Here is a 24,421-nt window from a genome sequence, read left to right as displayed (position 1 = left end):
ATGATTCCTCAATTGGCTTGGGAATTTGACAGAGAAACCGAAAAGAGTCCGTTTTACAAAGCGGGACTTTCTAAAATTTCATCATTACCCCTCTGCGGTCGAGCAAGGCGAGGTGCCCGTGGCCATGCCCGCGCGCCGCTCGCGGTTTCGTTTCGCCTGCGGGGCACTTGCGTCATTCCTGATTCTCCTTGTGGTTCTGGCCGGAATAGCTTTTGTCGTCCTGCGGGTGGGTATCGGCGGCGAGGCCCTGACCCAGCGTGCCCAGACCGCGCTCAAATCCGTTGTCGGTCCCGATACCGACGCGACGATCCAGTCGGCGCAAATTTCCCTCGACCAGCGCAAGCACGTTGCGCTTGAGGCGCGCAACGTCAATATTTCGGACGTCAAGCGCGGGGTGGAGATCAAGAATATCCGTTCCGTGCGCATTGGTCTGGCCACCCTGCCGCTGCTGCAGGGCGATGTGAAGGTGCAGAGCCTCGAACTCACCGGCGCGCAGATCACGGTTGGTGCCAGCCAGGAGCCGTTCGATTTCATGTCGATCCTGCCGCAGGATGATCGCGGCCTCGTCAACCTCGACGGTGTGTCCCAACTCATTTTCACCGGATTGCAAAATGCCGTTTCGCTGCTGGATCAGCGGGAAACCCGTGACATCACGGTTGCCGATACACGCTTTGATTTCACCGTTGCGGGCCGGCCGGAAAACCTGCGCATCATCCGTCTGGAATTGACGGAAACCGGCGGCCCCGTTGCCATCAAGGGCACGGTGGAATGGCGGGGAAAGGTCATCGACGTTGCGGCACAGGTCAAGCGCGCGGCCCTTGGCGCCAGGATCGATTCATTCTCTTTGGCGATCAGCAGGATTCCGCTGATCGGCAAACAGGGCGAAGCACCTGTTCCCGATGCCGATGGCATAAAGCCGGATACATCCTATCTCGCCTATAACAATGAAGCTGAAATCCGGCTGGACGGCATTGCGGGAGCGGACACCATACCCATGCGGATTTCCGGTTCGCTCAATGTGAGCGAAGGACCGGTGAGCATCGGCAATGTGGAGGATATGGGTGCCGGTGCCCAGATCAATTTCGAGCATGTTTTCGGTACTGAAAAGGTCGAGATTACGCCGTCAGCCATCCATTTCGGCGGCTTCAAAGGAGTTGTCGAGGGGGCGGTCGGACCCGAACCGCTGCCGGAGGACGCGACGGCTGTCGCTGCCGTTGCCAATCCCGGCTATCGTTTCGAACTGATCACGCAGGAAGCCGTTTCCGCTCCAGCGGATTCGAGCGAGCCGCCGCTCGCCTTCAATGCCCGCATTGCCGGCCGGTTTGCGCCTGGGGAGGCCAAGCTGGACATTTCCGAGATTGCCGTGCGCGCCGATGGCGAAAGCGAACTTTACGGGCAGGGCAGTGTGGTGTTCGGCAAGGGTTCGCCAGCCATGACATTGGCGCTGCGCATACCGAAAATGCCCACCGCACAGGTGAAGCAGCTCTGGCCGATCTGGGTGGCGACCGGCGCGCGCCGCTGGGTGCTCGACAATCTGTTCGGTGGCGATGTCAGGGACAGCCGGGTGGATGTGATGTTTGCCGCCGGCCGTTTCGACGGTCCGGGCAAACCGCCGCCGCTGACGGCGGACGAAGTGCAGGTCGATTTCAACGTGCAGAACACGCGTTTCGATATTGTCGGCGATCTGCCGCCCATTCGCGATGCGGATGGTGCAATCAGCGTGCGCGGCGCCTATACCACGATCAAGCTGCTGAAGGGCTCGGCGTTTACGCCCGGCAACCGGGAAGCGCATATTGTGGACGGCACGCTGATCATCCCGTGGGGCCCGCAGCGTCCGGTGCTGTCGGAGCTTGATCTGAACATTGCCGGCGACGCCTCGGCCATCGCTGAAATCGCCGGTTTCAAACCGATCAATGCGGTGAAAGGCGTGCCCTTTGCACCGGCTGATATCAGCGGCGATGTGAAAACCCATGTGCTCGTGACATTTCCGGTCACTCGTCATGCGCCGGAGGGAAGCCTGCAATGGTCGGCGGAGATCGCCCTGAACGGCGTGAACCTTGCCAAAAAGGTCGATGGCCAGACCATAACCAATGCCAACGGGACGCTGAACGTCAACGACACCGAAGCGAATATCGATGTCAAAGCGCAGCTGAATGGCGTGCCGGCCGATATCACCATGTTCGAGCCGCTCGGCAGCAATCCGGCCAAGCGCAAACAATCGGTTTCCCTGCAGCTGGACGACAAGACGCGCAACACGCTGTTCCCAAGTCTCGATCCGTTCATATCCGGCCCGATCAGCATCAACATCGACAAGTCGGCGGATGGCTCGCAGGTCGCTGTTGCGGATTTGTCCAAGGCCGAGGTCAAGCTGGCGCAACTCGGCTGGACCAAGGGCGCAGGGGTGAAGGCCACCGCCAAATTCGGCCTGCAGCAGGATGCGGACAATATCAGCATCCGCAATCTCGATATCGCGGGAGAGACGTTCCGGCTGCGCGGGGACATCTCCGTGGTCAAGGGCGATCTGGTATCCGCGGATTTCAGCCAGGTCAGTCTCAACCGGACCGATGACATCGCCGTCAAAATATCGCGCACCGGCTATGGCTACCGGGCCGACGTGAAGGGGAAATCCTTCGATGCACGGTCGCTGCTCAACCAGGTGACCGACAAGAAGCAGGCGGGCGACAGCAATGACAAGAAGCGCATTCTGGTCAATGCCGATATCGACGATGTTCAGGGCTTCTATTCCGAAAGTTTCGGCAATGTCTCGCTGTCCTATGAGGGCGTCGGTTCGCATGTCTCGGGCCTTGCCTTCAACGCCGTGACCAAATCCGGCCAGAAGGTGATCGCAACGGACAGTTCGGAAAGCGGTGCCCGTTCCGTCAGCCTGCAGTCGAAGGATGCGGGTGCCGTACTTCGTTTCACCGGCTTTTATGACAAGATGCAGGGCGGCAGTATTCTTGTCGCACTGGATTCGAAGGGGGATGGCCCCTTGCGCGGGCAGATCGATGCACGCGACTTCACCCTCGTCAATGAGCCCAGGCTGGCCAGTCTCGTGTCATCGTCGCCGAATGGCACGAGCCTCAACGATGCGGTGAAAAAGAACATCGATGTGTCGGTGGTGACCTTCGAGCGCGGCTTTTCGCAAATCGAGAAGGGCAAGAACTACATCAATCTTGCCAATGGCGTGGTCCGCGGTTCGACCATCGGCACCACCTTCCAGGGCGTGCTCAGCGATCCCCAGGGCAACATGGCACTGACGGGCACCTTTATGCCCGCCTATGGCATCAACCGCATCTTTGGCGAATTGCCCGTCCTCGGCCTTCTGCTTGGCAATGGACGGGATCGCGGCCTGATCGGCATCACCTACAAGCTGCAGGGGCCGATCAAGCAGCCGCAGATCATCGTCAATCCGATTTCGGTGATCGCACCGGGTATTTTCCGGTCGATTTTCGAGTTTCAGTGAGAAGTGCTAAGCAAAACCATTGTGCGTGGTTCGACAAGCTCACCATGAGGGAAGTGGTTTGGTGCAGGTCAATCGCAAACGCTGCAGAATAGTGCTCCCTGCAGCCCACTCCATTCCTCATGGTGAGCTTGTCGAACCACGCACAACCGCACTGTCAGTCCGGTCTTAGACCGGACGAACGAGAATGTGCTTCTTCTTGCCCAGCGACAGCTTGACGATGCCGTCGCCTGTCACGTCAGCGGTCGAAACCTGCGCCTTTTCGTCGGACACGCTGGCGTCGTTCACCCGGACCGCACCGCCCTGAATGTGACGGCGGGCCTCGCCATTCGAACCGGCCAGGCCGGCCTTGACCAGCAGCGTCAGGATGCCGATGCCGCCCTCAAGCTCGCTCGTCGCGATGTCGATGGATGGCAGGTTGGCAGCAAGTGCGCCTTCCTCGAAGGTCGTGCGCGCGGTTTCTGCGGCCATGGCGGCGGCTTCGCGGCCATGAACGATGGCGGTGGCTTCGGTCGCGAGGATTTTCTTCGCCTCGTTGATTTCCGAACCGCCAAGCGCTTCCAGCCGGGCAATTTCATCGAGCGGCAGGCGCGTGAAGATTTTCAGGAAGCGGCCGACATCGGCATCTTCCGTGTTGCGCCAGTACTGCCAGAAATCATAGGGGCTGAAGACATCCTCGTTGAGCCAGACCGCGCCGGTGGCCGATTTGCCCATCTTGGCGCCGGAGCTGGTGGTCAAAAGCGGCGTCGTCAGTGCGTAGAGCTGCGGCGTCCCCATGCGGTGACCGAGATCGACGCCATTGATGATGTTGCCCCACTGGTCCGAACCACCCATCTGCAGAACGCAGCCATGGCGGCGGTTGAGCTCGACGAAATCATAGCCCTGCATGATCATGTAGTTGAATTCGAGGAAGGAGAGGGACTGCTCCCGGTCCAGCCGCAGCTTGACGCTGTCAAATGACAGCATGCGGTTGACGGAGAAGTGGCGGCCGACCTCGCGCAGGAACTCGACATAGCCCAGTCCCATCAGCCAATCGGCATTGTTGACGAGGAAAGCATCGGTCGGGCCGTCGCCAAAGCGCAGGATGCGGGCGAAAATCCGCTTGATGCCTTCGATGTTCGTGTTGATCGCCTCGGGTGTCAGCAGCTTGCGCTGTTCGTCGCGGAAAGAGGGGTCGCCCACCATCGAGGTGCCGCCGCCCATCAGCGCAATCGGCCGGTGGCCGGTTTCCTGCAGCCAGTACAGCATGGTCGCGGAAATGAGGTTGCCGATGTGCAGGCTCGTCGCCGTCGCATCATAGCCGACATAGGCTGTCACTGTCTCCTTGGCGAAAAGCGCATCCAGACCGGCCTCGTCGGAGACCTGATGGATGAAGCCGCGCGTGGAAAGCGTGTGCAGAAAGTCGGATTTGAAGGCAGACATGAGTTTTTCCTGAAACTTTACGTAGGGAAGCGTCCAGCATGAAGAACGTGCCGAACAAGACGTGGCCGTTTAACATCATTCGGGGCCGAATCACAAGAAAGGGTGTGACGTGACAGCGACAAGGCGGGCAATTGGCCTGATGAGCGGAACATCCATGGATGGAATCGACATCGCGCTCATCGAAACCGACGGCAGAAACGCGGTGCAGCGCGGACCTTCGGGCTTTGTCGGCTATGACCCGGCATTCCGGCGGCAGATCGAGGCAGGGCTCGAGGATGCCAAATCCATCCGCAAGCGCGATCAGCGCCCCGGCGCTCTCGCCGCCATCGAACGGGAACTGACGCGGCGGCACGGCGAGGCGGTGCTCGGCTTCCTCTCGGATTATAAGTTAAGCACCGATACCATTGATATTATTGGTTTTCATGGTCAGACCGTTCTGCATCGCACGCAGGAACAGCTGACCGTCCAGTTGGGTGACGGGCGGTTGCTGGCCGATATGACAGGCATTCCTGTTGTCCATGACATGCGCGCCAACGATATGGTGCATGGCGGGCAAGGGGCACCGCTGGTGCCGGTCTATCATCAGGCACTCGCAGCGAGGGTTCCGGTCGAGCTTGGCAGGGGCAAGCCGGTCGTCTTCGTCAATATTGGCGGTATTTCCAATGTCACGATCGTTTCGGTGACAGGAGATCCGATTGCCTTCGATACCGGGCCCGGCAACACGCTGATCGACCAGTGGGTCGCCGACAGAGCGGGAATCGCCTATGATGCGGGCGGTATGATTGCCAGCGAGGGCCAGGTGCTGGCCGGCGCCGTGGCGCGCTACATGGCAAAGCCGTTTTTCGCGCTGAAGCCGCCGAAATCGCTCGACCGCAATGATTTCACGCTTGAGGACCTTGGCAATCCGGAACTGGCCGATGGCGCCCGCACGCTCGCCAGGGTGACGGCCGATGCCATTCTCCAAGCCGGCGCCTATGCGCCGGAACAACCGGCGCTCTGGGTGATCTGCGGCGGCGGGCGCAAGAATGCGACTGTCATGGCTGATCTTGTCGAGGGCGCGGCCAAATCGGGTGCTGTTGTGATTGCTGCCGAGGAATTGGGCCTGAACGGCGATTCGATGGAGGCGGAGGCCTGGGCCTATCTCGCCGTGCGGGCCCTCGATGGCCTGCCGCTGACATTTCCGACCACGACGGGTTGCGATGTGGCGGTTTCCGGCGGGGTGGTGGTGAAGCCTAACCCGCAGGAGGCTGGCAGGAACATTGTGTGTGGTTCGACAAGCTCACCATGAGGGATATGGAGGGTTGCAGAAAGCCATTTCTGCAACCTCTGAGACTATCGTTGCAGACCATGCCTCTCCTCATGGTGAGCTTGTCGAACCACGCACAATTCCGGTGCAGCGCGTTTTTTAACGCAGACGTTTCGGCTTGGCTTCGACCAGCTCGCCGTTCAGGCGGCGGTCGAGATATTCGGAGCATTCGCCGATGACCTCGTCGGTCATCCCCGTGAAGAAGTGATTGGCGCCGACCATCGTCTTCTGCGTGATGGTGATGCCCTTCTGGGTCTTCAGCTTGTCGACCAGTCCCTGCACATCCTTGGCCGGTGCAACCTTGTCCTGATCGCCGTGAATGATCAGGCCGGATGAGGGGCAGGGTGCGAGGAACGAGAAATCATAGGTGTTCGGCTGTGGCGCGACCGAGATGAACCCTTCGATTTCCGGACGGCGCATCAGGAGCTGCATGCCGATCCACGCGCCGAAGGAATAGCCGGCGACCCAGCACGTCTTGGAATCCGGATGCAGCGACTGCACCCAGTCAAGCGCGCCGGCCGCGTCGGACAATTCACCCGAGCCATGGTCGAATTCGCCCTGGCTGCGGCCAATGCCACGGAAGTTGAACCGCAATGTCGTGAAGCCGCGCTGCTGGAACATGTAGAACAGATCGTAGACGATCTTGTTGTTCATGGTGCCGCCAAACTGCGGATGCGGGTGCAGGACAATCGCTATCGGTGCATTTTTTTCCATCGAAGGCTGATAACGGCCCTCAAGACGCCCCGCAGGTCCATTGAAAATTACTTCAGGCATGTGTACTCCACTCTTCGCCACAGGGCGTCTGTCGATCAGCCGGACTTGACGGCGATCAACAGCACCCATAAAACCAGTTTAGAACCGTTCAAAACTGGTGTAGGATTTTGTCTCGAAGCGGCTTCATAGGCCGGTCCGAGGTTGAATTTCAAGAAAATTGCGCTTTTTGCCGGCGCTGAGTTCAAAAGAACAGGAATCACGACAGGTATGGCCCAAAAACGCGCCTATCTCGACTACAACGCCAGTGCGCCGCTTCTTGCGGCAGCGCGCGATGCTGTCGTCGATGCTTTGGCGCAAACGGGCAATCCATCGTCTGTTCATCAGGAAGGCCGTGCTTCAAAAGCCATTCTCGAACGCGCCCGCCGCGACGTGGCCGCTCTTGTGAATGCCAAACCTGATCATGTGTTCTTTACATCGGGTGCCACCGAGGCTGCTTCAACCCTGCTGACGCCACATTATATGATGGGACGGGCCCCTGTGCGCCTGTCGCGGCTTTATGTCAGCGCCAGCGAGCATCCCTGCGTGCTGGCGGGCGGGCAGTTTGCCGCCGACCAGATCGATACGGTTCCGGTGGATCGCAACGGGCTGCTCGACCTTGAGCGGCTGCGTGCGCTGCTGGCGGCCCATGACAAGGGCGAAGGTCTGCCGCTGGTCGCCGTGCAGGCCGCCAACAACGAGACCGGCGTGTTGCAGCCGATCGATGAAATCGGCAGGCTTGTCAAAGCGTTCGGCGGCTTTCTTGTCGTCGATGCGGTGCAGGCGGCCGGGCGGATTCCTCTCGATATTGCAACAGCTTGTGCTGATTATCTCATTCTCTCGTCGCACAAGATCGGCGGCCCGAAGGGCGTCGGCGCCATCATTGCGGTGTCCGATCTGGTCATGCCGAAAGCGCTGGTGCGCGGCGGCGGACAGGAAAAGGGCCATCGCGCCGGAACGGAAGCCTTGCCTGTTATAGCGGGTTTCGGCGCTGCGGCGCGGGTTGCCCGCGAACAGTTGCTGGACGGCGGCTGGGGGCTTGCCAACCGGCAGCGGATCGAGGACGGCATCCGGGCGATTGCACCCGATGCGGTGATTTATGGCGATGCGGCCGGGCGGCTCGCCAATACGACCTTCTTCAGCCTGACGGATATGAAGGCGGAAACCGTGCAAATCGCTTTCGATCTGGCGGGAATTGCGCTATCGGCAGGCTCTGCCTGTTCTTCGGGAAAAGTCGGGCCAAGCCATGTGCTTGCGGCCATGGGATTTGGCGATGGAACCGGGGGCCTGCGGGTCTCCACAACGCCGGAAACCACGCAGGACGAAATTGCGCTTTTCCTTGAGGCGCTGACAAAAATTGTCGCGCGGCGGGACCGGACGAAGCCGGTTTCTGCCGATGCGGCGTGAAATATCGCAGATATCGACAATAAATAGTCGATAAATGCAAAAGAATCCGGTGAATACCGGTGTTAAATCGTGCGATTGCACACTACATTGAGGCAAATATTCAAGACGACACACGCCTTGACGTTTGCAACTGCGGGACCTTGAATCCCGCGAGGATGGAGAACGCCAATGCCTGCCGTGCAGGAAACTATTGATCAGGTCCGCACCCTGGACGTGGACCAGTACAAGTATGGCTTTGAGACCCTTATCGAAATGGATAAGGCGCCAAAGGGCCTCAGCGAAGACATTATCCGCTTTATTTCGGCCAAGAAGAACGAGCCGGAATGGATGCTGGAATGGCGTCTGAAAGCCTATGAACGCTGGCTGACGATGGAAGAGCCCACATGGGCGCGGGTGAACTACCCGAAAATCGATTTCCAGGACATGGTCTATTATGCCGGGCCGAAGAATCAGACCGGACCGACATCGCTTGCCGAGGTCGATCCCGAGCTGCTGCGCACCTATGAGAAGCTTGGCATTCCGCTGAAAGAGCAGGAAATCCTTGCGGGTGTGCGCAAGATGGGCGAACCGAGCCCTTCGGACGAGAACGAAGAAGCCAGCGACAATGTCTACAAGTCCGGCCGCGTGGCGGTGGATGCCGTGTTCGACAGCGTGTCCGTGGTTACGACCTTCAAGGCGGAACTGGCCAAGGCCGGCGTCATTTTCTGCTCGATCTCCGAAGCGATCCGCGAACATCCGGAACTGGTCAAGAAGTACCTGGCGTCCGTGGTGCCGGTTTCCGACAACTTCTATGCAACGCTGAATTCGGCTGTCTTCACGGACGGCTCCTTCGTCTATGTGCCGAAGGGTGTCCGCTGCCCGATGGAACTGTCGACCTATTTCCGCATCAACGAGCGGGATACCGGTCAGTTCGAACGCACGCTGATCATTGCCGAAGAGGGCGCCTATGTGTCGTACCTCGAAGGCTGCACCGCGCCGCAGCGCGATGAAAACCAGCTGCATGCGGCTGTCGTGGAGCTGATTGCCCTGGACGATGCCGAGATCAAATACTCGACCGTACAGAACTGGTTCCCCGGCGATGCGGAAGGCAAGGGCGGCATCTACAATTTCGTCACCAAGCGTGGCGATTGCCGCGGCGTCAATTCCAAGATTTCCTGGACGCAGGTCGAAACCGGTTCGGCGATCACCTGGAAATATCCGTCGGTGATCCTGCGCGGCGACAATTCACGCGGCGAATTCTATTCCATCGCCGTTTCGAACGGTCATCAGCAGATCGACAGCGGCACCAAGATGCTGCACCTCGGCAAGAACACGTCGAGCCGCATCATCTCCAAGGGTATTTCGGCGGGCAAGTCGAACAACACCTATCGCGGCCAGGTTTCGGCGCACCGCAAGGCGGAGAATGCCCGCAACTTCACGCAGTGCGACTCGCTGCTGATCGGCAATGATTGCGGCGCGCATACGGTGCCTTACATCGAGGCGAAGAACGCCACGGCGCAGTTTGAGCACGAAGCCACCACCTCCAAGATTTCCGAAGATGCGCTGTTCTACGTGATGCAGCGCGGCATTCCGGAAGAGGAGGCGATTGCGCTGATCGTCAACGGCTTCGTCAAGGAAGTCATTCAGGAACTGCCGATGGAATTTGCCGTGGAAGCGCAGAAACTGATCGGCATCAGCCTCGAAGGCTCAGTCGGATAGCCATGGGACGGCCATCATCGGCCCGTCACTCGCCAAACAAGATTATTGTTGGGATCGCCGAGGCTGATCCCGAGGAATTCAAAGGGTAATAGAATGCTGGAAATCAGAAACCTTCATGCGAAGATCGCAGATACAGACACCGAAATCATTCGCGGCCTGAACCTCACGGTCAAGGCGGGCGAAGTGGCAGCCATCATGGGACCGAACGGTTCGGGCAAGTCGACGCTGTCCTATATTCTTGCGGGCCGCGAAGATTACGAAGTCACTGCGGGTGACATCCTTTACAACGGCGAGTCCATTCTCGAACTCGACCCATCCGAGCGCGCCGCCAAGGGCATCTTCCTGGCATTCCAGTACCCGATGGAAATACCCGGCGTTGCCACGATGGAATTTTTGAAAGTGGCGATGAACTCGCAGCGCAAGGCGCGCGGCGAAGAACCGCTGAAAATCCCGGAATTCATCGCCCGCGTGAAGACGGCGGCGGCCTCGCTCGACATGGATATCGGCATGCTGAAGCGTCCGCTCAATGTCGGTTTCTCCGGCGGTGAGAAGAAGCGTGCGGAAATCCTGCAGATGAAACTGCTGGAGCCGAAGCTTTGCGTGCTGGATGAAACAGATTCGGGCCTCGACATCGACGCGCTGAAGATCGTTTCCGATGGTGTGAATGCGCTTCGTTCGCCTGACCGTGCGGTGATCGTCATCACCCACTATCAGCGCCTGCTCGACTATATCGTTCCGGACAGCGTGCACGTTCTCTACAAAGGACAGGTCATCAAGTCAGGCGACAAGAACCTTGCCCTCCATCTCGAAGAGAACGGCTACGCCGATATCATCGGCGAGGCAGCCTGAGGAGCGACGTCATGAATGTTCACACAGGACGCCAGCCGACAACCGCAGAAGCGGCGCTGGTCGACTCCTTCGTCGACCGGATGGGCGAACTGCCCGGCGATGCGGAAATCGTCAGCGCGCGTGACAACGCCATCGAGGCGTTGAAGACGCAGGGTCTGCCGTCACGCCGCGTCGAGGCCTGGCATTATACCGATCTGCGCACCCTTCTGCGCAGTGTCGCCGCCTATGATGGCACGGCGGGCACCAATGCCTTGCCGGCAGTCATCCCGGGATCGGCGGTTGCAACGGTTTCCAACGGTGTGGCGCTGACATCACCGCGGGTCGCCGGTGTCGACTTCGCCAAGTACAGCGACAGACTGGCTGACGGATCGGTGATCCGCGATCTCGCCATTCGTGGCGGTGACGATGCGATCGGCCAGATCAACGCAGCCTACGTGACTGACGGCTGGGCCGTCTCTATTGCCGATGGCGCGGAGCTTCAGGCGCCGCTGGAACTGCAGAATGCGCAGGCGCGCGGACAGGGCCACGTGCGGTTTGCCGTCAAATTCGGCAAGGGCAGCAAGGCAACCGTGATCGAACGCCAGACAGGCGGCGCGGGCGAGGGCTTCTCGACCAGTGTCAGCAACGTCACCGTTGCCGACGATGCTGAGATCGTCTGGATCATCCTGCGCGAGCAGGGTGTCGACGCAACGCAGCTTGCCCAGTTCACCGCGACCATCGGCACCAATGCGAAGCTGACGCTCTATATCGTCAATGCCGGCGGCAAGCTGGTGCGGCAGGAAGTGCATGTGCTGTCGAAGGGTGAAGGCTCCGACTTCCAGTTGCGCGGCGTCAACCTGCTTGGCGGTGACAGCCACACGGACGTGACGATGACGCTCGGCCACCTCGTCGAGAACACCACGTCGGTGCAGATCATCCGCAATGTGGTGACGGACCGCGCGCGCGGCGTTTTCCAGGGGCAGATCAAGGTCAATAAGATCGCCCAGAAGACCGATGCGCGCATGGCCTGCAACACTCTGTTGTTGTCGGATGACGGCGAATTCGATGCCAAGCCGGAACTGGAAATCTTTGCCGACGACGTGGCGTGCGGCCATGGGGCGACAGTGACCGAGATCGACGGAAACCACCTGTTCTATCTGCAGGCGCGCGGTATCCCGGAAAGCGAGGCACGCGGCCTGCTGATCAAGGCATTCGTGGCTGAGATCGTCGAAGAACTGGAAAGCGAACCACTGGTCGAGGCTCTGGAAGCCATTCTCGACAAGTGGCTGGCGGCGCATGTCTGATCGTTTGCCTGCCGGCTGGTCCGGCGGGCACTATTTCAGGTGAAACACCCGACTGAAACGCAGGAAAGCGCGGGCAACATGGATACGAAGATCATTCGAAGCGGTTATGATGTCGAGGCGATCCGCCGCGATTTCCCCATCCTGTCGCGCGAAGTCTATGGCAAACCGCTGGTTTATCTCGACAACGGTGCCTCCGCGCAGAAACCGCAGGCGGTGATCGACGCGATCACCCATACCTATTCGAACGAATATGCCAATGTGCATCGCGGCCTGCATTTCCTGTCGAACGCGGCCACCGATGCCTATGAAAAGGCCCGCGAAAACGTTCGCCGCTTTCTGAACGCCGGTTCGGTCGACGAGATCGTCTTCACCAAATCGGCCACCGAGGCGATCAATACGGTTGCCTATGGCTATGGCATGCCGCATATCGGCGAGGGCGACGAGATCGTCCTGTCGATCATGGAGCATCATTCCAACATCGTTCCCTGGCATTTCATCCGGGAACGGCAGGGCGCCAAGCTGGTCTGGGTCCCGGTCGACGAGCAGGGCGCGTTCCATATCGAGGAATTCGAGGCACGGCTAACGGAACGCACCAAGCTGGTGGCCATCACCCATATGTCGAACGTGCTCGGCACCGTGACGCCGATCAAGGACATCGTCCGCATTGCCCATGCGCGCGGCATTCCGGTGCTTGTCGACGGCAGCCAGGGCGCCGTGCATCTGCCGGTTGACGTGCAGGATCTCGGCTGTGACTGGTACATTTTCACTGGGCACAAGATCTATGGTCCATCCGGTATCGGTATTCTCTATGGCCGCAAGGAAAAGCTGGAAGCCATGCGCCCGTTCCAGGGCGGCGGCGAGATGATCGAAGAGGTGACGGAGGATATCGTTACCTACAATCACCCGCCGCACCGCTTCGAGGCGGGCACGCCGCCGATTGCCCAGGCCATCGGGCTTGGCGCTGCCATCGAATATGTCGAGAAGATCGGCCGCGCCGCCATTCTCGCGCATGAGGAAGATTTGCGCGATTACGCGCATGAGCGGCTGCGTGAGATCAATTCCCTGCGCATTTTTGGCGATGCCAAGGGCAAGGGCGCGATCATCTCCTTCGAGCTCGAAGGCATCCATGCGCACGATGTGTCCATGGTGATCGACCGGGCCGGTGTTGCCGTGCGCGCGGGCACACATTGTGCCCAGCCGCTCTTGAAACGGTTCGGTGTAACGTCCACATGCCGTGCATCGTTTGCGATGTATAATACGAGAGACGAGATCGATGTTCTCGCCGATGCGCTGGAAAAGGCGCGGAAATTCTTTGGGTGATGACGATGACCGACAAAGTCGAAACGCTGGAAAAAGACGAGACGCTGAAGCCGGAGGCTTCCGCGGTGAGCGGCGCAGTTTCCGCTTCCGCCATTCCAGCCGATGAACTCGCCCGCATGACCGATGATATCATCGGCGCGCTGAAGACGGTCTATGATCCGGAAATTCCGGCGGATATCTATGAGCTTGGCCTCGTCTACAAGATCGACATCGAAGACGACCGCTCCGTGAAGATCGAGATGACCCTGACGGCACCTGGCTGCCCGGTTGCCGGTGAAATGCCGGGCTGGGTACAGGATGCGGTCAGCTCGGTCGAGGGCGTCAGCTTTGTCGACGTGACGATGACCTTCGATCCGCCCTGGACGCCCGACCGCATGTCGGAAGAGGCGCAGGTCGCTGTCGGCTGGTACTGATCCGTTCCGGCCGCATTGCGCTTTCGGCTGATATCCTCTCCTAATGTCTAATTGTCAGATGCGTCGCGGCTCGTCACTGTGGGGTGTCCCATGCCGCAGCGTGTGGGCCGCCGATTAACGGAACAGCCCCTCAGGAGGTCCGCGATGAGTGCTTTCTGGATCGTGCGCCTCGGTATGGCAGGCGTGATCTTCTTTGCGCTCAAAGCCGCCTGGCATTGGCAGGCATCGACTGTCGTTTTGACGCGCGCGGATATTGCCGGGCTGCTCGACGCCCGGTCGGCCATGGGTGTCGTTGCCGAGTCCGCGCTGGAACAGGCGCGGCAGAACGCGCGGGGTTCCAGGGCCGCTGCCTGGGCGTGCGTGCTGGCCGCCATCGTCGGCATCGCCAGCTGGTTTTGAAGCGCCCTCAGGGCGCTTCGCAACCTTCCGGAACGCTTTGATCCAGCGGCTTTTCGAATTTCTGCAACGTGCCGTCGAGAATGGACAAGGGAACAAAGGGAACGCCCTGGATGGCGGCATTCGCCAGCCGCAGGCGGTAGCAACCGTTGTAGACGGTGTGTTTCCCGTCCTTCTGCGTCGATTCGATCGCCAGAGGCAGGCTCCAATAGGTCGAACCAGCCGCGCCTTCGCTTTCGGATTTGCCAAGGCGCAATTCCACCGAGACGGTGTTCTCGTACCCGGCCTGGAACTGCGGAAACGGCTGGCTATGGCCTTCCTCGGCATAGTAGCTGTAGGCGCGCGCATATTCCTGGCGGTTGATGGCATTGTAATAGGATTTGACCAGTTGCTCCGGCGTGCTGCGGTCGTCGAGATAGTCCGGTACGGACTGATTGGGCGCTTCAGCCGATTCCTTGGCGGCAGGTGCTTCCGGGGCGGCCTCGGCGGGCGCTGCTGCCGGCTTCGTTCCGGTTTCCTGCTTCGGCTCGGGCTTCTTGGTCTCCTGAGCAAGTGCAGGCGTCAGGTTCAGCGCCATACCGGCAAGGCTGGTGAGAATGAGATGGCGGTAATTCATGATTTCTGCCTTCTGCGTGCGGGTTTTTGGGACGGGACGAGTTTGAACACTTGCGGTGACGGTTGTGTAACACTAACTATGGTACAGACGGATCATTACACGATCCGAACCAAGAGAGATGAGAAATGGGTCGTTTTTCTGTCATGACGTTGACTGACGCTGCCGCTGCCCGCGTAAGCGAGATCGTGGCGGCGCGCGAGAATGCGCTCGGCATTCGCGTCGGCATCAAGAAGGGCGGCTGCGCCGGTATGGAATATACCATCGACCTCGTCACCGAGGCCAAGCCTGGCGACGACATCGTTGAAAAGGAAGGCTCCAAGGTCTTCGTTGCGCCGGAAGCGGTGCTGTATCTCCTGGGAACGCAGATGGACTTCGAGGTCACGACCCTGCGCACGGGCTTTGTCTTCAACAATCCCAACCAGACGTCCGCCTGCGGCTGCGGTGAGTCGGTCGAACTGACACCGGCCAAGCCGGAAGCCTTGGCACCTGCCGCTTCCTGATTTTTCAGAAATCGCTATCCGGGACGGACGGCACGCTTTTTGGGCGTGACGTCTTCCTGCGCGCCTGCAATAATCGGCCATGGACAATGACGCGATTCACGATCTGTTTTCCGGGCTGGGGCCTGTCACCATCAAACGCATGTTTGGCGGCAAGGGCATCTATCACAACGGTCTGATCATTGCGCTTGAGGTGGCCGACGAAATCCTGCTCAAGGCCGATGCGATTTCCGCGCCCGACTTCGAAGTGGCAGGCTGCCGGCGCTGGACTTACGAAGGCAAGTCAAAGATCGTCGATATGCCGTACTGGTCCATTCCCGCCGATGCGTTCGATGATCCCGATGTTATGACCGAATGGGCGCGCAGGGCCTATGAGGCCTCGCTGCGCGTGGCGAGGCAAGCATAGACGTCGAGAACCGCGCTGTCGGGCTTCTACGGGCCTGTCAGGCCATCTGACGGATCAGGTCCAGGGCATGAACGGTGGGGAGTGTCAGTCTGTCCGGCAGGTTATCGAGGGAAAACCAGTCGATACCGCCGTGTTTGTCCGGTTCAAGCAGTTGCATTTCGCCGGAAAAGCTTTCCGCTTGAAACAGAACGCCGAACCAATGCTGCTTTTCATCATGAAAAAGCTGTTCGCTGAGGCCCAGCAACTTGATATCACCGGCTTCCAGCCCGGTTTCCTCAAGCGCCTCGCGCCGGATCGCCTGTTCGGCGGTTTCCAGGAAATCGATCTTGCCGCCGGGAATGCCCCAGGCACCGGTCTCCGGGCTTTTCTTGCGCTGTAACAAGAGGATGTGGCCGTCTCTTATGAAAACGATTCCGCATCCAACGCCCGGCGAATCCACACCAAAACCTCAGATTTTCGTATCGATCAGCATGAAGGCAGGAATGTCATCGCCAAAGCCGACCGGCGATGGTTCATTATCGCCCCGGTCGCGGCGGTATTCGCGCTCACGTTCGCGCCGTGGTTGTTCCTGCTGAGCGGCAGGGCGGGCGCGGCGCTGTTCATTGTCAGCCTTGATTGCAGCCTTTTGCGGCTTCTCGGCCGTCTTCTTGACGGGCGCTTCGGCGACAACTGGCTGTTCGCCGGTTTCCTTGGCGCGCTCGGCGGCGGCAATGATATCGATTTCCGACTGCGGGCGCTCGCGCTCGCGGCCCTCATTGCGCGGCTTGCGCTTGCTTTCGCTCTTGCCGCGGGCACTACGGCCACGGCGCGGCGCCTCGTCGGGTTCTTCCGAAACGGGCAGGGTGGAGAGATCGCCGTCATACCAGTTGATGTCTTCGCCGATCAGCTTTTCGATGGAGGCGAGATGTTTGACATCGGATGGCGTGACCAGCGTGAAAGCCTTGCCCGAGCGTCCGGCGCGGCCCGTGCGGCCGATGCGGTGGACGTAATCTTCCGAATGGATCGGCACGTCGAAATTGAAGACGTGGCTGACATCGGGAATATCGAGACCGCGGGCAGCCACATCGGAGGCAACGAGGATCTTGAGCTTGCCGTCCTTGAAATTGGCCAGCATCGTCGTGCGGGCGCGCTGATCCATATCGCCGTGCAGGGCACCGGCATCGAATTCATGCTTGACCAGCGAGCGGAACAGCTCCGAAACATCCTTTTTGCGGTTGCAGAAGATGATCGCGTTCTTCAGGCCATCCTCTTCGGCGCGGATGAGATCGCGCAGCTTGGCGCGCTTCTCCCAATCCTTCTTGCCTGATTTGACCAGCTGCTGCTCGACGGTCTTGGCCGTCGTCGCCGCCTTGGCGACTTCAACACGCACCGGCGCATGCAGGAACTGTTCGGTCAGCTTGGTGATCTCAGGCGGCATGGTGGCCGAGAAGAACAGCGTCTGGCGGGTGAACGGGATGAGTTTGCAGATGCGCTCGATATCGGGGATGAAGCCCATGTCGAGCATGCGGTCGGCTTCGTCGATGACCAGAATGTCGACGCCGGTCAGGAGCAGTTTGCCGCGCTCGAAATGATCGAGCAGGCGGCCGGGCGTGGCGATCAGGACGTCGGCACCGCGTTCCAGCTTGCGCAGCTGGTCGTCAAAGGAGACGCCGCCGATCAGCAGCGCAACGTTGAGGCGATGGTTCTTGCCGTATTTGACGAAGTTTTCCTCGACCTGCGCCGCGAGTTCGCGTGTCGGCTCCAGAATGAGCGTGCGCGGCATGCGGGCACGGGCACGGCCCTGTTCCAGCAGCGTCAGCATCGGCAGCACGAAGGAGGCTGTCTTGCCGGTCCCTGTCTGGGCAATGCCGAGCACGTCCTTGCGCTGCAGCGCATGCGGGATGGCGCCTGCCTGGATCGGAGTGGGGATTGTGTATCCTGCTGCTTCGACAGCGTCGAGCACTTTCGGCGAAAGGCCCAGATCAGCGAACGTGGTCAATGGAGGTTTAACTTTCTATCTGCAGTCGATGCCGCACATGTCCGTCATTTTTGCCAATGGAATGGGTGCATTGTATTGCACATTGTCTTGCAGGAATGGCGTTAGGGCTCATGCCAGCAAAAGTCAACTCTCGCGTCCCGTGAGATTTAAGAGTCTGTTACAATTGTGCATCACTTTAATCTAATGTTGTCAATAAAGGAACTGTTCTTTGAGAATTCGTTCATTCCATGAATGGTTCTTGTCGAACAGGATGGTTGCGCGCAGTTGCGAGGCTTCTTCGATGGTGACCGAAAGAACCGACTTCACTTCCGTGTGATCGGCGACCGCATTGACCGGACGCTTCTCCGGTTCGAGGATATCAAGCCGCACCGTGACCTTGTTCGACAGGAGCGCACCGCGCCAGCGGCGCGGGCGGAAGGGTGAGACCGGGGTGAGGGCCAGCAAACGGGCATCGAGCGGCAGGATCGGCCCTTGCGCCGAGAGATTGTAGGCGGTTGAACCCGCTGGTGTTGCCACCATCACGCCATCGCAGATCAGCTCCTCCAGGCGAACCTGGTCGTCGACGGTGATCCTGATCTTCGCGGCCTGATAGGACTGGCGCAGCAGATAGACATCGTTGAGCGCAAAGGAGGTCACCGTGCCTTCCTCCAGCGATTCCGCCACCATCTTGAGCGGGCGGATGGTTTCGGCCTGCGCCGCCTCCACACGTTCCTTCAGGCCGGTCTCGCTGTACTCGTTCATGAGAAACCCGACGGAGCCGCGATTCATGCCATAGGTCATCTTGCCCTGGTTCATGTGGTTCTGCAGCGTCTGGAGCATGAAGCCATCGCCGCCGAGCGCAATGATGACGTCGGCATCCTTGGGGGCCGTCTGCCCGTAGACATTGACGAGAGACGCCATGGCCTCGTCGGATTCCGGTGTTCCGGAGGAAAGAAAAGCAAAGGTTTCAATATTCCGGGTCATGGCTGCCTGCGTGTCCGAGCATGTCGAGGATGTATCGCCTAGCACGGCGCGCTTGATCTGGCAAAATGCGGTGCAGGCAAAAAAACCGGAAAAAATGCGCCAAGTGCTGTTTTTTCATTTTACATCGGGGAGGTTTATGCTAATCGGACGCCGCTGCCCTTGTAGCTCAGTTGGTAGAGCATCTGATTTGTAATCAGAGGGTCGGGAGTTCGAGTCTCTCCGGGGGCACCACCTGTTTTTCCTTCATTTTCAAGTGGTTGTTTGTCCGGCATCTTTTTCAAGGTGCGGGGCCGGGATTCGTGGGCGGGTCAAAGCGTTCTTCATCCGATCCGCGCCATAGGCCTTATCCCCACCAACGGCTGTACGCGAACGCTGCAAGAGCCAGCGCAGCCAGAGCCCAAACCAGCGGAATGAATGCGAGGCCTGCTTTGCCCGCGCCACGACATCGCGCTTTATCCGCCGCGCCCATTGTTTGATATCTTTTGTCCAGGCCATCGGAGCAATTAGCAACGAGTTTCAGTCCATGGCTAGTCCATTTGGGCCATTCGCGGCATGGCCCGAGCAGAAGCGCAGATCATCGGATGGTGGTTCGACGCTTCGAACTGCGATGCAATGCGGCAGCGACCAAACTGGGATCAAGCGAAACGTTGATCACCGTATCGCAATGCGGGCAGACAAACATCCCGCCGCGCAAATGCTTCGTGCCATCCACCAGATCAACCTGTTGAACAGTGATGGACGTCAGTTCACGTGCACACTTTGGGCATTTCCCGCTTGTCATTCGTTCTTCCCGTCTTTGGACGGATTTTGACACAACTCTGGCAAAAGCAAACTTATCCGATGAGGTGAAGACCTACATCGTTCAGGCACTGCCGGGCCATGCCGGCTCCAGTCTGGTGCCTAAGTGGAAAACGACGTCTGAAGAGACCCTTGTGGCCTTGTTTCCGACTGGGGATATCTGAAAGTTTCGCAGCAATGACTGTTTAGCCGGGAAAGCTGTCGTCAATCCGTGCTTACAGGAGTGATGTCACGATCATGCCGATCACGGCAGCAGCCATAACGGCCGTGGCGAGCCAGCCGATCCAGCAAAGCGGACCCTTTACGGTGTTCTTCTTCATGATGTCGGTTCTGGCCGTCATCAACATCATCATCACCATGACCGGGACGGATACGATGCCATTGATGACGGCACTCCAGAACAATGCCTTGATGGGGTCGATGGGTGAAAAATCAACGAGAATGCCAATGAGTGTCGCCGCTGCAATGGTTGCGTAAAACGCCTTTGCTTCCTTCGGCTTGCGCGCGAGGCCGATCGGCCATTTGCGGGCTTCACCCAGGGCATAGGCCGCCGATCCCGCCAGCACAGGAATGGCAAGCAGGCCGGTTCCAATGATGCCCAGCGCAAAGATTGTGAAGGCAAACTGGCCGGCAATCGGTTTGAGTGCCTCTGCTGCCTCAGCCGATGTCTGTATGTCAGTTTTTCCCGCCACATGCAGCGTTGCTGCAGTCGTCACCATGATGGCCAGGGCGACCAGGCTCGAGAAGCCCATGCCGACATAGGTATCCCAGCGAATGCGATGGATGGCAGCCTTCGACTGTTCCGGTGCATCAACGAGAGGCTGTCGGGACGCGCTCTCCTTTTCGTCTTCCACCTCCTGTGAGGCCTGCCAGAAGAAAAGATAGGGGCTGATGGTTGTGCCCAGAATGGCCACGACCGTCGTCCAGAACGCCGTGTCGGCCGAAAAGGTGGGAATAAAAAGCCCGCGCGCCAGCTCTGGGTAGGGGATTTTCACAACCATAACCGTCCCGAAATAGGCGAACAGCGAGAATGTCAGCCATTTCAACACGGAGACATAGCGGGCGTACCGCAGGAATATCTGCAGGCAGGCGCTAAAAATCGCAAACAGAACCACATAAAGTGCGACCCTGCCGCCGATGAGCAATCCGACCGCGTCGCCCATCGCCCCGAGATCGGCACCGATGTTGATCGTATTGGCGATGAAGAGCAGGGCGACGATCGCCGGCAAAATCCAGGGAGGATAATATGTCCGCAGATTTGTCGCGATGCCATGGCCCGTCGTGCGTCCTATCCGGGCGCTGATTTCCTGAATGGCTGCCATCAGCGGATAGCTGAACAACATGGTCCATGTTATCGCAAATCCGAATTGCGCTCCGGCCTGGGAATAGGTGGCGATACCGCTGGGATCGTCATCCGCCGCACCGGTAATAAGACCGGGCCCCAGAGCGCTCAAAAGCTTCGGCTTCGATGTTGCCACTACTGGATCCTTTTTCCGGATCCCTGGTTTTCTTCGCCACGACGATATTCTCCCGAAATGGCCGCTGCAACGGCACACAGCAACGGGCAGAACAGGAATTCGTTCCTTGGGGGGCGACGCATGGCCGCTGATGGCATCGGAAGCCCGGCCGATGTATAGTTCTAATTGTTGGCCATCGGAGCCTGAGGCGCGACAGGATCATCACCTATGCCTGCCATGGATAAGCTGTTCGCGGGATCCATCCCGGAGATGTACGACACCTGTCTGGTGCCTCTCATCTTTCAGGCCTATGCCACTGACCTGGCCCGGCGGGTCGCAGGCGCGGCGCCTGCCCAGGTTCTGGAAACGGCGGCGGGAACCGGCGTCGTCACGCGTGCGCTGGCCCCGCTTCTCGGCGCGAGAGCCAGTTACACCGTCAGCGATCTCAACCAGCCGATGCTCGACAGAGCTGCCATCCGGCAGGGAGCGGACGGGCGGATCACCTGGCGACAGGCGGACGCGCTTAGCCTGCCCTTCGAGCAGGACAGTTTCGATGCGGTTGTCTGTCAGTTTGGCGCGATGTTCTTCCCCGACAGGGTCTGCGGCTATCGGGAGGCGCTTCGCGTCCTCAAACCTGGCGGCCGCTTTGTCTTCAACGTGTGGGATCGCATCGAGGAAAACGACTTTGCCCGCATCGTCACGGATGCTGCATCCGCCGTTTTTCCCAGCGATCCGCCCCGGTTCCTTGCCCGAACGCCGCACGGTTATCACGATGTCGGGCTGATCGAAGCAGAATTGCGCATGGCCGGCTTCACGGCCATCGAGATCATGACGCTCCAACACCGAAGCGATGCGCCAAGTGCGCGCAGCGCGGCGATTGCCTACTGCCAGGGCACGCCATTGCGCAACGAAATTGAAGCCCGCGACCCGAAGGCGCTGCAGACCGTTACCGACCGTGCCGCCGAAGCGATTGCGAAGCAGTACGGCGATGGCCCGGTTTCCGGAAAAATTCAGGCGCATATCGTTGTTGCACGGGCCTAGCGGATCGAGACCCAGCATTTGCCGCAGCTTTTCGTCACTGGCGCGTCACGCCGGATTTGCTTTTGTCGGTCCTGGAGTGGACAGACATGATCGTCTCAAGAACGGAAGAATAGGGGATCATGCCCCGGTCCACTGTCGAGAATGTGGTGCATTGATCTGACGATGAAGCAAAGTGCTGGAAAAGCGCATGCTGGAATAAATTAGGGCCCTCGTGTGTCTCCAGACGCGAGGGCTTTTATCTTTCTGGGTCGGGGTGCCGGCAAACACCATTCATTTCGGTTGAACTAGATCGGTGTGCCGATCTGCGGAGCAAATTTTTCTCCGGTACGACCCTTCTCAAAGACCGCGCAGCTATCATAAAAATGCATCGAAAGCGTCCCCCTCGAAAAGTCGCTTTCCGGAATTGCTCCGCGTGTATGTTCGGCGTTCAATTCGTCGATCATGTCCTTGCAATGCTCAATGAACGATCCGGGCCGCTTGTATCCGCCGGAATATTCTTCCCAATAGGCGGTGTGCAGATCCTCGACGAAATAGACACCGTCCCTCGCCATGCGCGGATAGAGGAATTGAAACGTTGCCGACAGGTGCTCCATGACATGGCTTCCGTCATCGAGCACCACGTCAGGTGCGCCAAACTCCGCCAGAATGGAAGCCAGGAAACCGGTGTCCGACTGATCCCCGATCCTGATATGGATCTGGTCTTCCTCGAAGTTTGCGCATTCCGCCCTGACATCGATGCCGACAATCGTCGCAAGAGGGCCCAGATACTGCTTCCACATTTGCAGTGACCCGCCTTCGCCACAACCGATTTCAAGAAATATTACGGGGCGATTGATGTATCTGGAAAAGTGCCGTTCATAGCTGGGGAAATAGTGTTTCCATTTATGAATGATGCGGCCCTGATTATTCAGGAACAATGGCCAAAGTGACATGTCAAACCCCGTCGTTCTGATATCGAACAGGTATTTTATGATCCCTGAAATAGCAAGGTTCGCGTGATCCGCCCTGGCGGATCACGGCAGCATTCTCTGCATCACCTCATCCTTGCGAATGAAGCGGTGCCAAAGTGCGGCCAGGGCATGAATGCCGGCCAGGATGAGTATTCCGTTGGCGCAAAGGCTGTGCAGTTCCCTGATCGATCGCGCGGTTTCCCTGTTGGGGACAAATGGCGCGGGAATGGTGAAGAGGCCAAAGAAGCTCAAGGCGTCGCCTCTGAACCAGGTGAGCAATATGCCAAGGACGGGAATGGCGATCAGCAAGGCGTAGAGCAAAAGATGCCCGACCTTTGCCAGCGGACGCTCAAGGCCTGTCATCGAAGGCGGAAGCGCCGGGGCGCCGCGCGCGACACGCAAAGTCACCCGCCAGAACACGAGTGCGGCGAGCAGCAAGCCGAATGAGATATGCAGCCACCACGCCAGGGCCCTGTTGGGATCACCTCTCGGAAAGAGATCGTTGCCATAGGTCAGCGCATAAATGAGCAGGACCAGAACGAACAGCGACCAGTGCAGGGTCTTCTGCACCGGTGAATATCCATTGACCGCCATGGGAGGCACTCCACTTTATAATCATTCTAATGTTTTCACATTGGCGCGAAACGCGGCACGGCGGCAACGGTTTTTTTCTTAACGATTCGTAAGGTTCCGGACTGTGGTTTCCCGGCGAGGTGCATGCGCGTCCTCCCATCGCCGGACGGCTTGAAACCGGATCACCGGTCCCATACCATTCCGCTTGGATTCGTGAACACACGACCGTTTGCGCCGTTTGTTCCATCGGGAGTTTGACATGACAATGAAAGACCGGCCGTCCTGTGTTGCGCATTGGTCCGAGATCGAAGGGACTGATGAAAACCACTACAAGGGTGATGACGAATTGCTCGCCATCAACGCGGCTTTCGGTCGGCATTTCGGGCTCGGCAGGATCGGCATTCATCACCAGCGCCTCCTGCCGGGGCGGCGGACATCTTTCCCGCATGCCGAGAGCGCGGAAGAGGAGTTCGTCTACGTCATCGAGGGCACGCCCGATGTCTGGCTGGATGGCGAACTCTGCCGGTTGAAGGCGGGCGATGCGGTTGGTTTTCCGGCGGGCACCGGAATTGCCCATAGTTTTCTCAACAATACCGAGGAGGAAGTCCGTCTTCTCGTGGTTGGTGAAACACCGAAGCCGGAGAATCTGATCTATTATCCGCGCCATCCCGAGCGGAAGGCATTGCGTTCGGACTGGTGGGACAATCCGCCCGAGCGCCCGCTCGGCGACCACGACGGCATGACGGACAAAGTCCGTATCTGGAAAGCGCGGAACGTGTAGACAGGCTCCACGACCGCGGGAAGAAGAGAACGCAAAGCACGTTCCTGCGGAAGTACT

Annotated in this window: 22 protein-coding genes and 1 tRNA gene; 14 read left to right on the top strand and 9 right to left on the bottom strand. The window is 59.1% G+C overall.

Features of this window, described 5'->3' with window-relative positions:
- Positions 1-124: 124 nt before the first annotated feature.
- Positions 125-3,463, top strand: coding sequence for an RNA-binding protein (locus ACZ5FP_RS13020; RefSeq protein WP_464660576.1), 3,339 nt, complete (start codon positions 125-127; stop codon positions 3,461-3,463).
- A 165-nt stretch (positions 3,464-3,628) separates the two neighbouring features.
- Here the strand turns inward: ACZ5FP_RS13020 and tyrS are convergent, their stop codons facing one another.
- Positions 3,629-4,882: a tyrosine--tRNA ligase gene (gene tyrS / locus ACZ5FP_RS13015; protein WP_464660575.1), complete on the bottom strand. Its 1,254-nt coding sequence runs from the start codon at positions 4,880-4,882 to the stop codon at positions 3,629-3,631.
- A gap of 109 nt (positions 4,883-4,991) precedes the next feature.
- Here tyrS and ACZ5FP_RS13010 point away from each other — a divergent pair, with 109 nt between their 5' ends.
- Complete coding sequence (locus tag ACZ5FP_RS13010) at positions 4,992-6,170, top strand: anhydro-N-acetylmuramic acid kinase (RefSeq protein WP_464660574.1); 1,179 nt, start codon at positions 4,992-4,994, stop codon at positions 6,168-6,170.
- Positions 6,171-6,287: 117 nt separating this feature from the next.
- Here the strand turns inward: ACZ5FP_RS13010 and ACZ5FP_RS13005 are convergent, their stop codons facing one another.
- The gene (locus ACZ5FP_RS13005; RefSeq protein WP_342588452.1) at positions 6,288-7,031 is read right to left on the bottom strand and encodes an alpha/beta hydrolase; all 744 of its coding nucleotides are present in this window, start codon (positions 7,029-7,031) and stop codon (positions 6,288-6,290) included.
- Positions 7,032-7,169: 138 nt separating this feature from the next.
- Here ACZ5FP_RS13005 and ACZ5FP_RS13000 point away from each other — a divergent pair, with 138 nt between their 5' ends.
- From ACZ5FP_RS13000 to ACZ5FP_RS12970, 7 genes are all read left to right on the top strand, one after another.
- A complete protein-coding gene (locus ACZ5FP_RS13000) occupies positions 7,170-8,345 on the top strand; it encodes a cysteine desulfurase family protein (protein WP_464660572.1) in 1,176 nt (391 codons plus the stop codon).
- A 168-nt stretch (positions 8,346-8,513) separates the two neighbouring features.
- The gene (gene sufB, locus ACZ5FP_RS12995) at positions 8,514-10,043 is read left to right on the top strand and encodes a Fe-S cluster assembly protein SufB (RefSeq protein ID WP_464660570.1); all 1,530 of its coding nucleotides are present in this window, start codon (positions 8,514-8,516) and stop codon (positions 10,041-10,043) included.
- A gap of 93 nt (positions 10,044-10,136) precedes the next feature.
- Positions 10,137-10,892 (top strand): Fe-S cluster assembly ATPase SufC, encoded by a 756-nt coding sequence (gene sufC, locus ACZ5FP_RS12990; RefSeq protein ID WP_464660568.1) that lies wholly within the window; start codon positions 10,137-10,139, stop codon positions 10,890-10,892.
- A gap of 11 nt (positions 10,893-10,903) precedes the next feature.
- Complete coding sequence (gene sufD / locus ACZ5FP_RS12985) at positions 10,904-12,175, top strand: Fe-S cluster assembly protein SufD (RefSeq protein WP_464660567.1); 1,272 nt, start codon at positions 10,904-10,906, stop codon at positions 12,173-12,175.
- A gap of 78 nt (positions 12,176-12,253) precedes the next feature.
- Positions 12,254-13,495 (top strand): cysteine desulfurase, encoded by a 1,242-nt coding sequence (locus ACZ5FP_RS12980; protein WP_464660565.1) that lies wholly within the window; start codon positions 12,254-12,256, stop codon positions 13,493-13,495.
- The gene (locus ACZ5FP_RS12975) at positions 13,495-13,908 is read left to right on the top strand and encodes an SUF system Fe-S cluster assembly protein (RefSeq protein ID WP_464660563.1); all 414 of its coding nucleotides are present in this window, start codon (positions 13,495-13,497) and stop codon (positions 13,906-13,908) included. Before ACZ5FP_RS12980 ends, ACZ5FP_RS12975 begins: the two co-directional genes overlap by 1 nt.
- A gap of 144 nt (positions 13,909-14,052) precedes the next feature.
- Positions 14,053-14,307: a hypothetical protein gene (locus tag ACZ5FP_RS12970; RefSeq protein WP_403175034.1), complete on the top strand. Its 255-nt coding sequence runs from the start codon at positions 14,053-14,055 to the stop codon at positions 14,305-14,307.
- Between the two features lie 7 nt (positions 14,308-14,314).
- Here the strand turns inward: ACZ5FP_RS12970 and ACZ5FP_RS12965 are convergent, their stop codons facing one another.
- Positions 14,315-14,920 (bottom strand): hypothetical protein, encoded by a 606-nt coding sequence (locus ACZ5FP_RS12965; protein ID WP_464660561.1) that lies wholly within the window; start codon positions 14,918-14,920, stop codon positions 14,315-14,317.
- A gap of 125 nt (positions 14,921-15,045) precedes the next feature.
- Here ACZ5FP_RS12965 and sufA point away from each other — a divergent pair, with 125 nt between their 5' ends.
- Together sufA and ACZ5FP_RS12955 are read left to right on the top strand one after the other, a co-directional pair.
- Positions 15,046-15,420, top strand: a complete 375-nt coding sequence (sufA, locus tag ACZ5FP_RS12960) for a Fe-S cluster assembly scaffold SufA (protein WP_464660559.1) — start codon at positions 15,046-15,048, stop codon at positions 15,418-15,420.
- 79 nt (positions 15,421-15,499) lie between these two features.
- Positions 15,500-15,823, top strand: a complete 324-nt coding sequence (locus ACZ5FP_RS12955) for a TfoX/Sxy family protein (RefSeq protein ID WP_464660557.1) — start codon at positions 15,500-15,502, stop codon at positions 15,821-15,823.
- Between the two features lie 37 nt (positions 15,824-15,860).
- Here the strand turns inward: ACZ5FP_RS12955 and ACZ5FP_RS12950 are convergent, their stop codons facing one another.
- The 3 genes from ACZ5FP_RS12950 to ACZ5FP_RS12940 form a co-directional block, all read right to left on the bottom strand.
- Entirely contained in the window at positions 15,861-16,262 is a 402-nt protein-coding gene (locus ACZ5FP_RS12950; RefSeq protein WP_464660556.1) for an NUDIX domain-containing protein, read from the bottom strand.
- A 9-nt stretch (positions 16,263-16,271) separates the two neighbouring features.
- Positions 16,272-17,801, bottom strand: a complete 1,530-nt coding sequence (locus ACZ5FP_RS12945; RefSeq protein WP_464660555.1) for a DEAD/DEAH box helicase — start codon at positions 17,799-17,801, stop codon at positions 16,272-16,274.
- A 189-nt stretch (positions 17,802-17,990) separates the two neighbouring features.
- Positions 17,991-18,764 carry an NAD kinase gene (locus ACZ5FP_RS12940; RefSeq protein WP_223613234.1) on the bottom strand — a complete coding sequence of 258 codons (774 nt, stop codon included), beginning with the start codon at positions 18,762-18,764 and terminating at the stop codon, positions 17,991-17,993.
- A 155-nt stretch (positions 18,765-18,919) separates the two neighbouring features.
- On the opposite strand from ACZ5FP_RS12940, the gene ACZ5FP_RS12935 reads away from it, so the two are divergent.
- Positions 18,920-18,995 (top strand) — tRNA-Thr (locus ACZ5FP_RS12935).
- A gap of 782 nt (positions 18,996-19,777) precedes the next feature.
- Here the strand turns inward: ACZ5FP_RS12935 and ACZ5FP_RS12930 are convergent.
- Positions 19,778-21,040, bottom strand: a complete 1,263-nt coding sequence (locus ACZ5FP_RS12930; RefSeq protein WP_464660552.1) for an Nramp family divalent metal transporter — start codon at positions 21,038-21,040, stop codon at positions 19,778-19,780.
- A gap of 207 nt (positions 21,041-21,247) precedes the next feature.
- Here ACZ5FP_RS12930 and ACZ5FP_RS12925 point away from each other — a divergent pair, with 207 nt between their 5' ends.
- Entirely contained in the window at positions 21,248-22,060 is an 813-nt protein-coding gene (locus ACZ5FP_RS12925) for a class I SAM-dependent methyltransferase (RefSeq protein WP_464660551.1), read from the top strand.
- Between the two features lie 284 nt (positions 22,061-22,344).
- Here ACZ5FP_RS12925 and ACZ5FP_RS12920 read toward each other — a convergent pair whose 3' ends face one another.
- Positions 22,345-22,839 carry a class I SAM-dependent methyltransferase gene (locus ACZ5FP_RS12920; protein WP_464660549.1) on the bottom strand — a complete coding sequence of 165 codons (495 nt, stop codon included), beginning with the start codon at positions 22,837-22,839 and terminating at the stop codon, positions 22,345-22,347.
- Positions 22,840-23,073: 234 nt separating this feature from the next.
- On the bottom strand, positions 23,074-23,604 hold the full coding sequence (locus ACZ5FP_RS12915) for a cytochrome b (protein WP_464660548.1): 531 nt from the start codon (positions 23,602-23,604) through the stop codon (positions 23,074-23,076).
- Positions 23,605-23,842: 238 nt separating this feature from the next.
- Between ACZ5FP_RS12915 and ACZ5FP_RS12910 the strand changes: the two genes are divergently transcribed.
- Complete coding sequence (locus tag ACZ5FP_RS12910) at positions 23,843-24,364, top strand: cupin domain-containing protein (protein WP_464660547.1); 522 nt, start codon at positions 23,843-23,845, stop codon at positions 24,362-24,364.
- Positions 24,365-24,421: the final 57 nt, after the last annotated feature.

It is taken from the genome of Phyllobacterium sp. T2-21, from assembly GCF_055378485.1.
This window is presented reverse-complemented; position numbering and strand designations above follow the sequence as displayed.

Coding starts and splice junctions, on each gene's coding strand:
- ACZ5FP_RS13020 (WP_464660576.1), top strand. CDS start 125: ATGCCCGCGCGCCGCTCGCGGTTTCGTTTCGCCTGCGGGGCACTTGCG.
- tyrS (WP_464660575.1), bottom strand. CDS start 4,882: ATGTCTGCCTTCAAATCCGACTTTCTGCACACGCTTTCCACGCGCGGC.
- ACZ5FP_RS13005 (WP_342588452.1), bottom strand. CDS start 7,031: ATGGGTGCTGTTGATCGCCGTCAAGTCCGGCTGATCGACAGACGCCCT.
- ACZ5FP_RS13000 (WP_464660572.1), top strand. CDS start 7,170: ATGGCCCAAAAACGCGCCTATCTCGACTACAACGCCAGTGCGCCGCTT.
- sufB (WP_464660570.1), top strand. CDS start 8,514: ATGCCTGCCGTGCAGGAAACTATTGATCAGGTCCGCACCCTGGACGTG.
- sufC (WP_464660568.1), top strand. CDS start 10,137: ATGCTGGAAATCAGAAACCTTCATGCGAAGATCGCAGATACAGACACC.
- sufD (WP_464660567.1), top strand. CDS start 10,904: ATGAATGTTCACACAGGACGCCAGCCGACAACCGCAGAAGCGGCGCTG.
- ACZ5FP_RS12980 (WP_464660565.1), top strand. CDS start 12,254: ATGGATACGAAGATCATTCGAAGCGGTTATGATGTCGAGGCGATCCGC.
- ACZ5FP_RS12975 (WP_464660563.1), top strand. CDS start 13,495: ATGACGATGACCGACAAAGTCGAAACGCTGGAAAAAGACGAGACGCTG.
- ACZ5FP_RS12970 (WP_403175034.1), top strand. CDS start 14,053: ATGAGTGCTTTCTGGATCGTGCGCCTCGGTATGGCAGGCGTGATCTTC.
- ACZ5FP_RS12965 (WP_464660561.1), bottom strand. CDS start 14,920: ATGAATTACCGCCATCTCATTCTCACCAGCCTTGCCGGTATGGCGCTG.
- sufA (WP_464660559.1), top strand. CDS start 15,046: ATGGGTCGTTTTTCTGTCATGACGTTGACTGACGCTGCCGCTGCCCGC.
- ACZ5FP_RS12955 (WP_464660557.1), top strand. CDS start 15,500: ATGGACAATGACGCGATTCACGATCTGTTTTCCGGGCTGGGGCCTGTC.
- ACZ5FP_RS12940 (WP_223613234.1), bottom strand. CDS start 18,764: ATGACCCGGAATATTGAAACCTTTGCTTTTCTTTCCTCCGGAACACCG.
- ACZ5FP_RS12925 (WP_464660551.1), top strand. CDS start 21,248: ATGCCTGCCATGGATAAGCTGTTCGCGGGATCCATCCCGGAGATGTAC.
- ACZ5FP_RS12920 (WP_464660549.1), bottom strand. CDS start 22,839: ATGTGGAAGCAGTATCTGGGCCCTCTTGCGACGATTGTCGGCATCGAT.
- ACZ5FP_RS12915 (WP_464660548.1), bottom strand. CDS start 23,604: ATGGCGGTCAATGGATATTCACCGGTGCAGAAGACCCTGCACTGGTCG.
- ACZ5FP_RS12910 (WP_464660547.1), top strand. CDS start 23,843: ATGACAATGAAAGACCGGCCGTCCTGTGTTGCGCATTGGTCCGAGATC.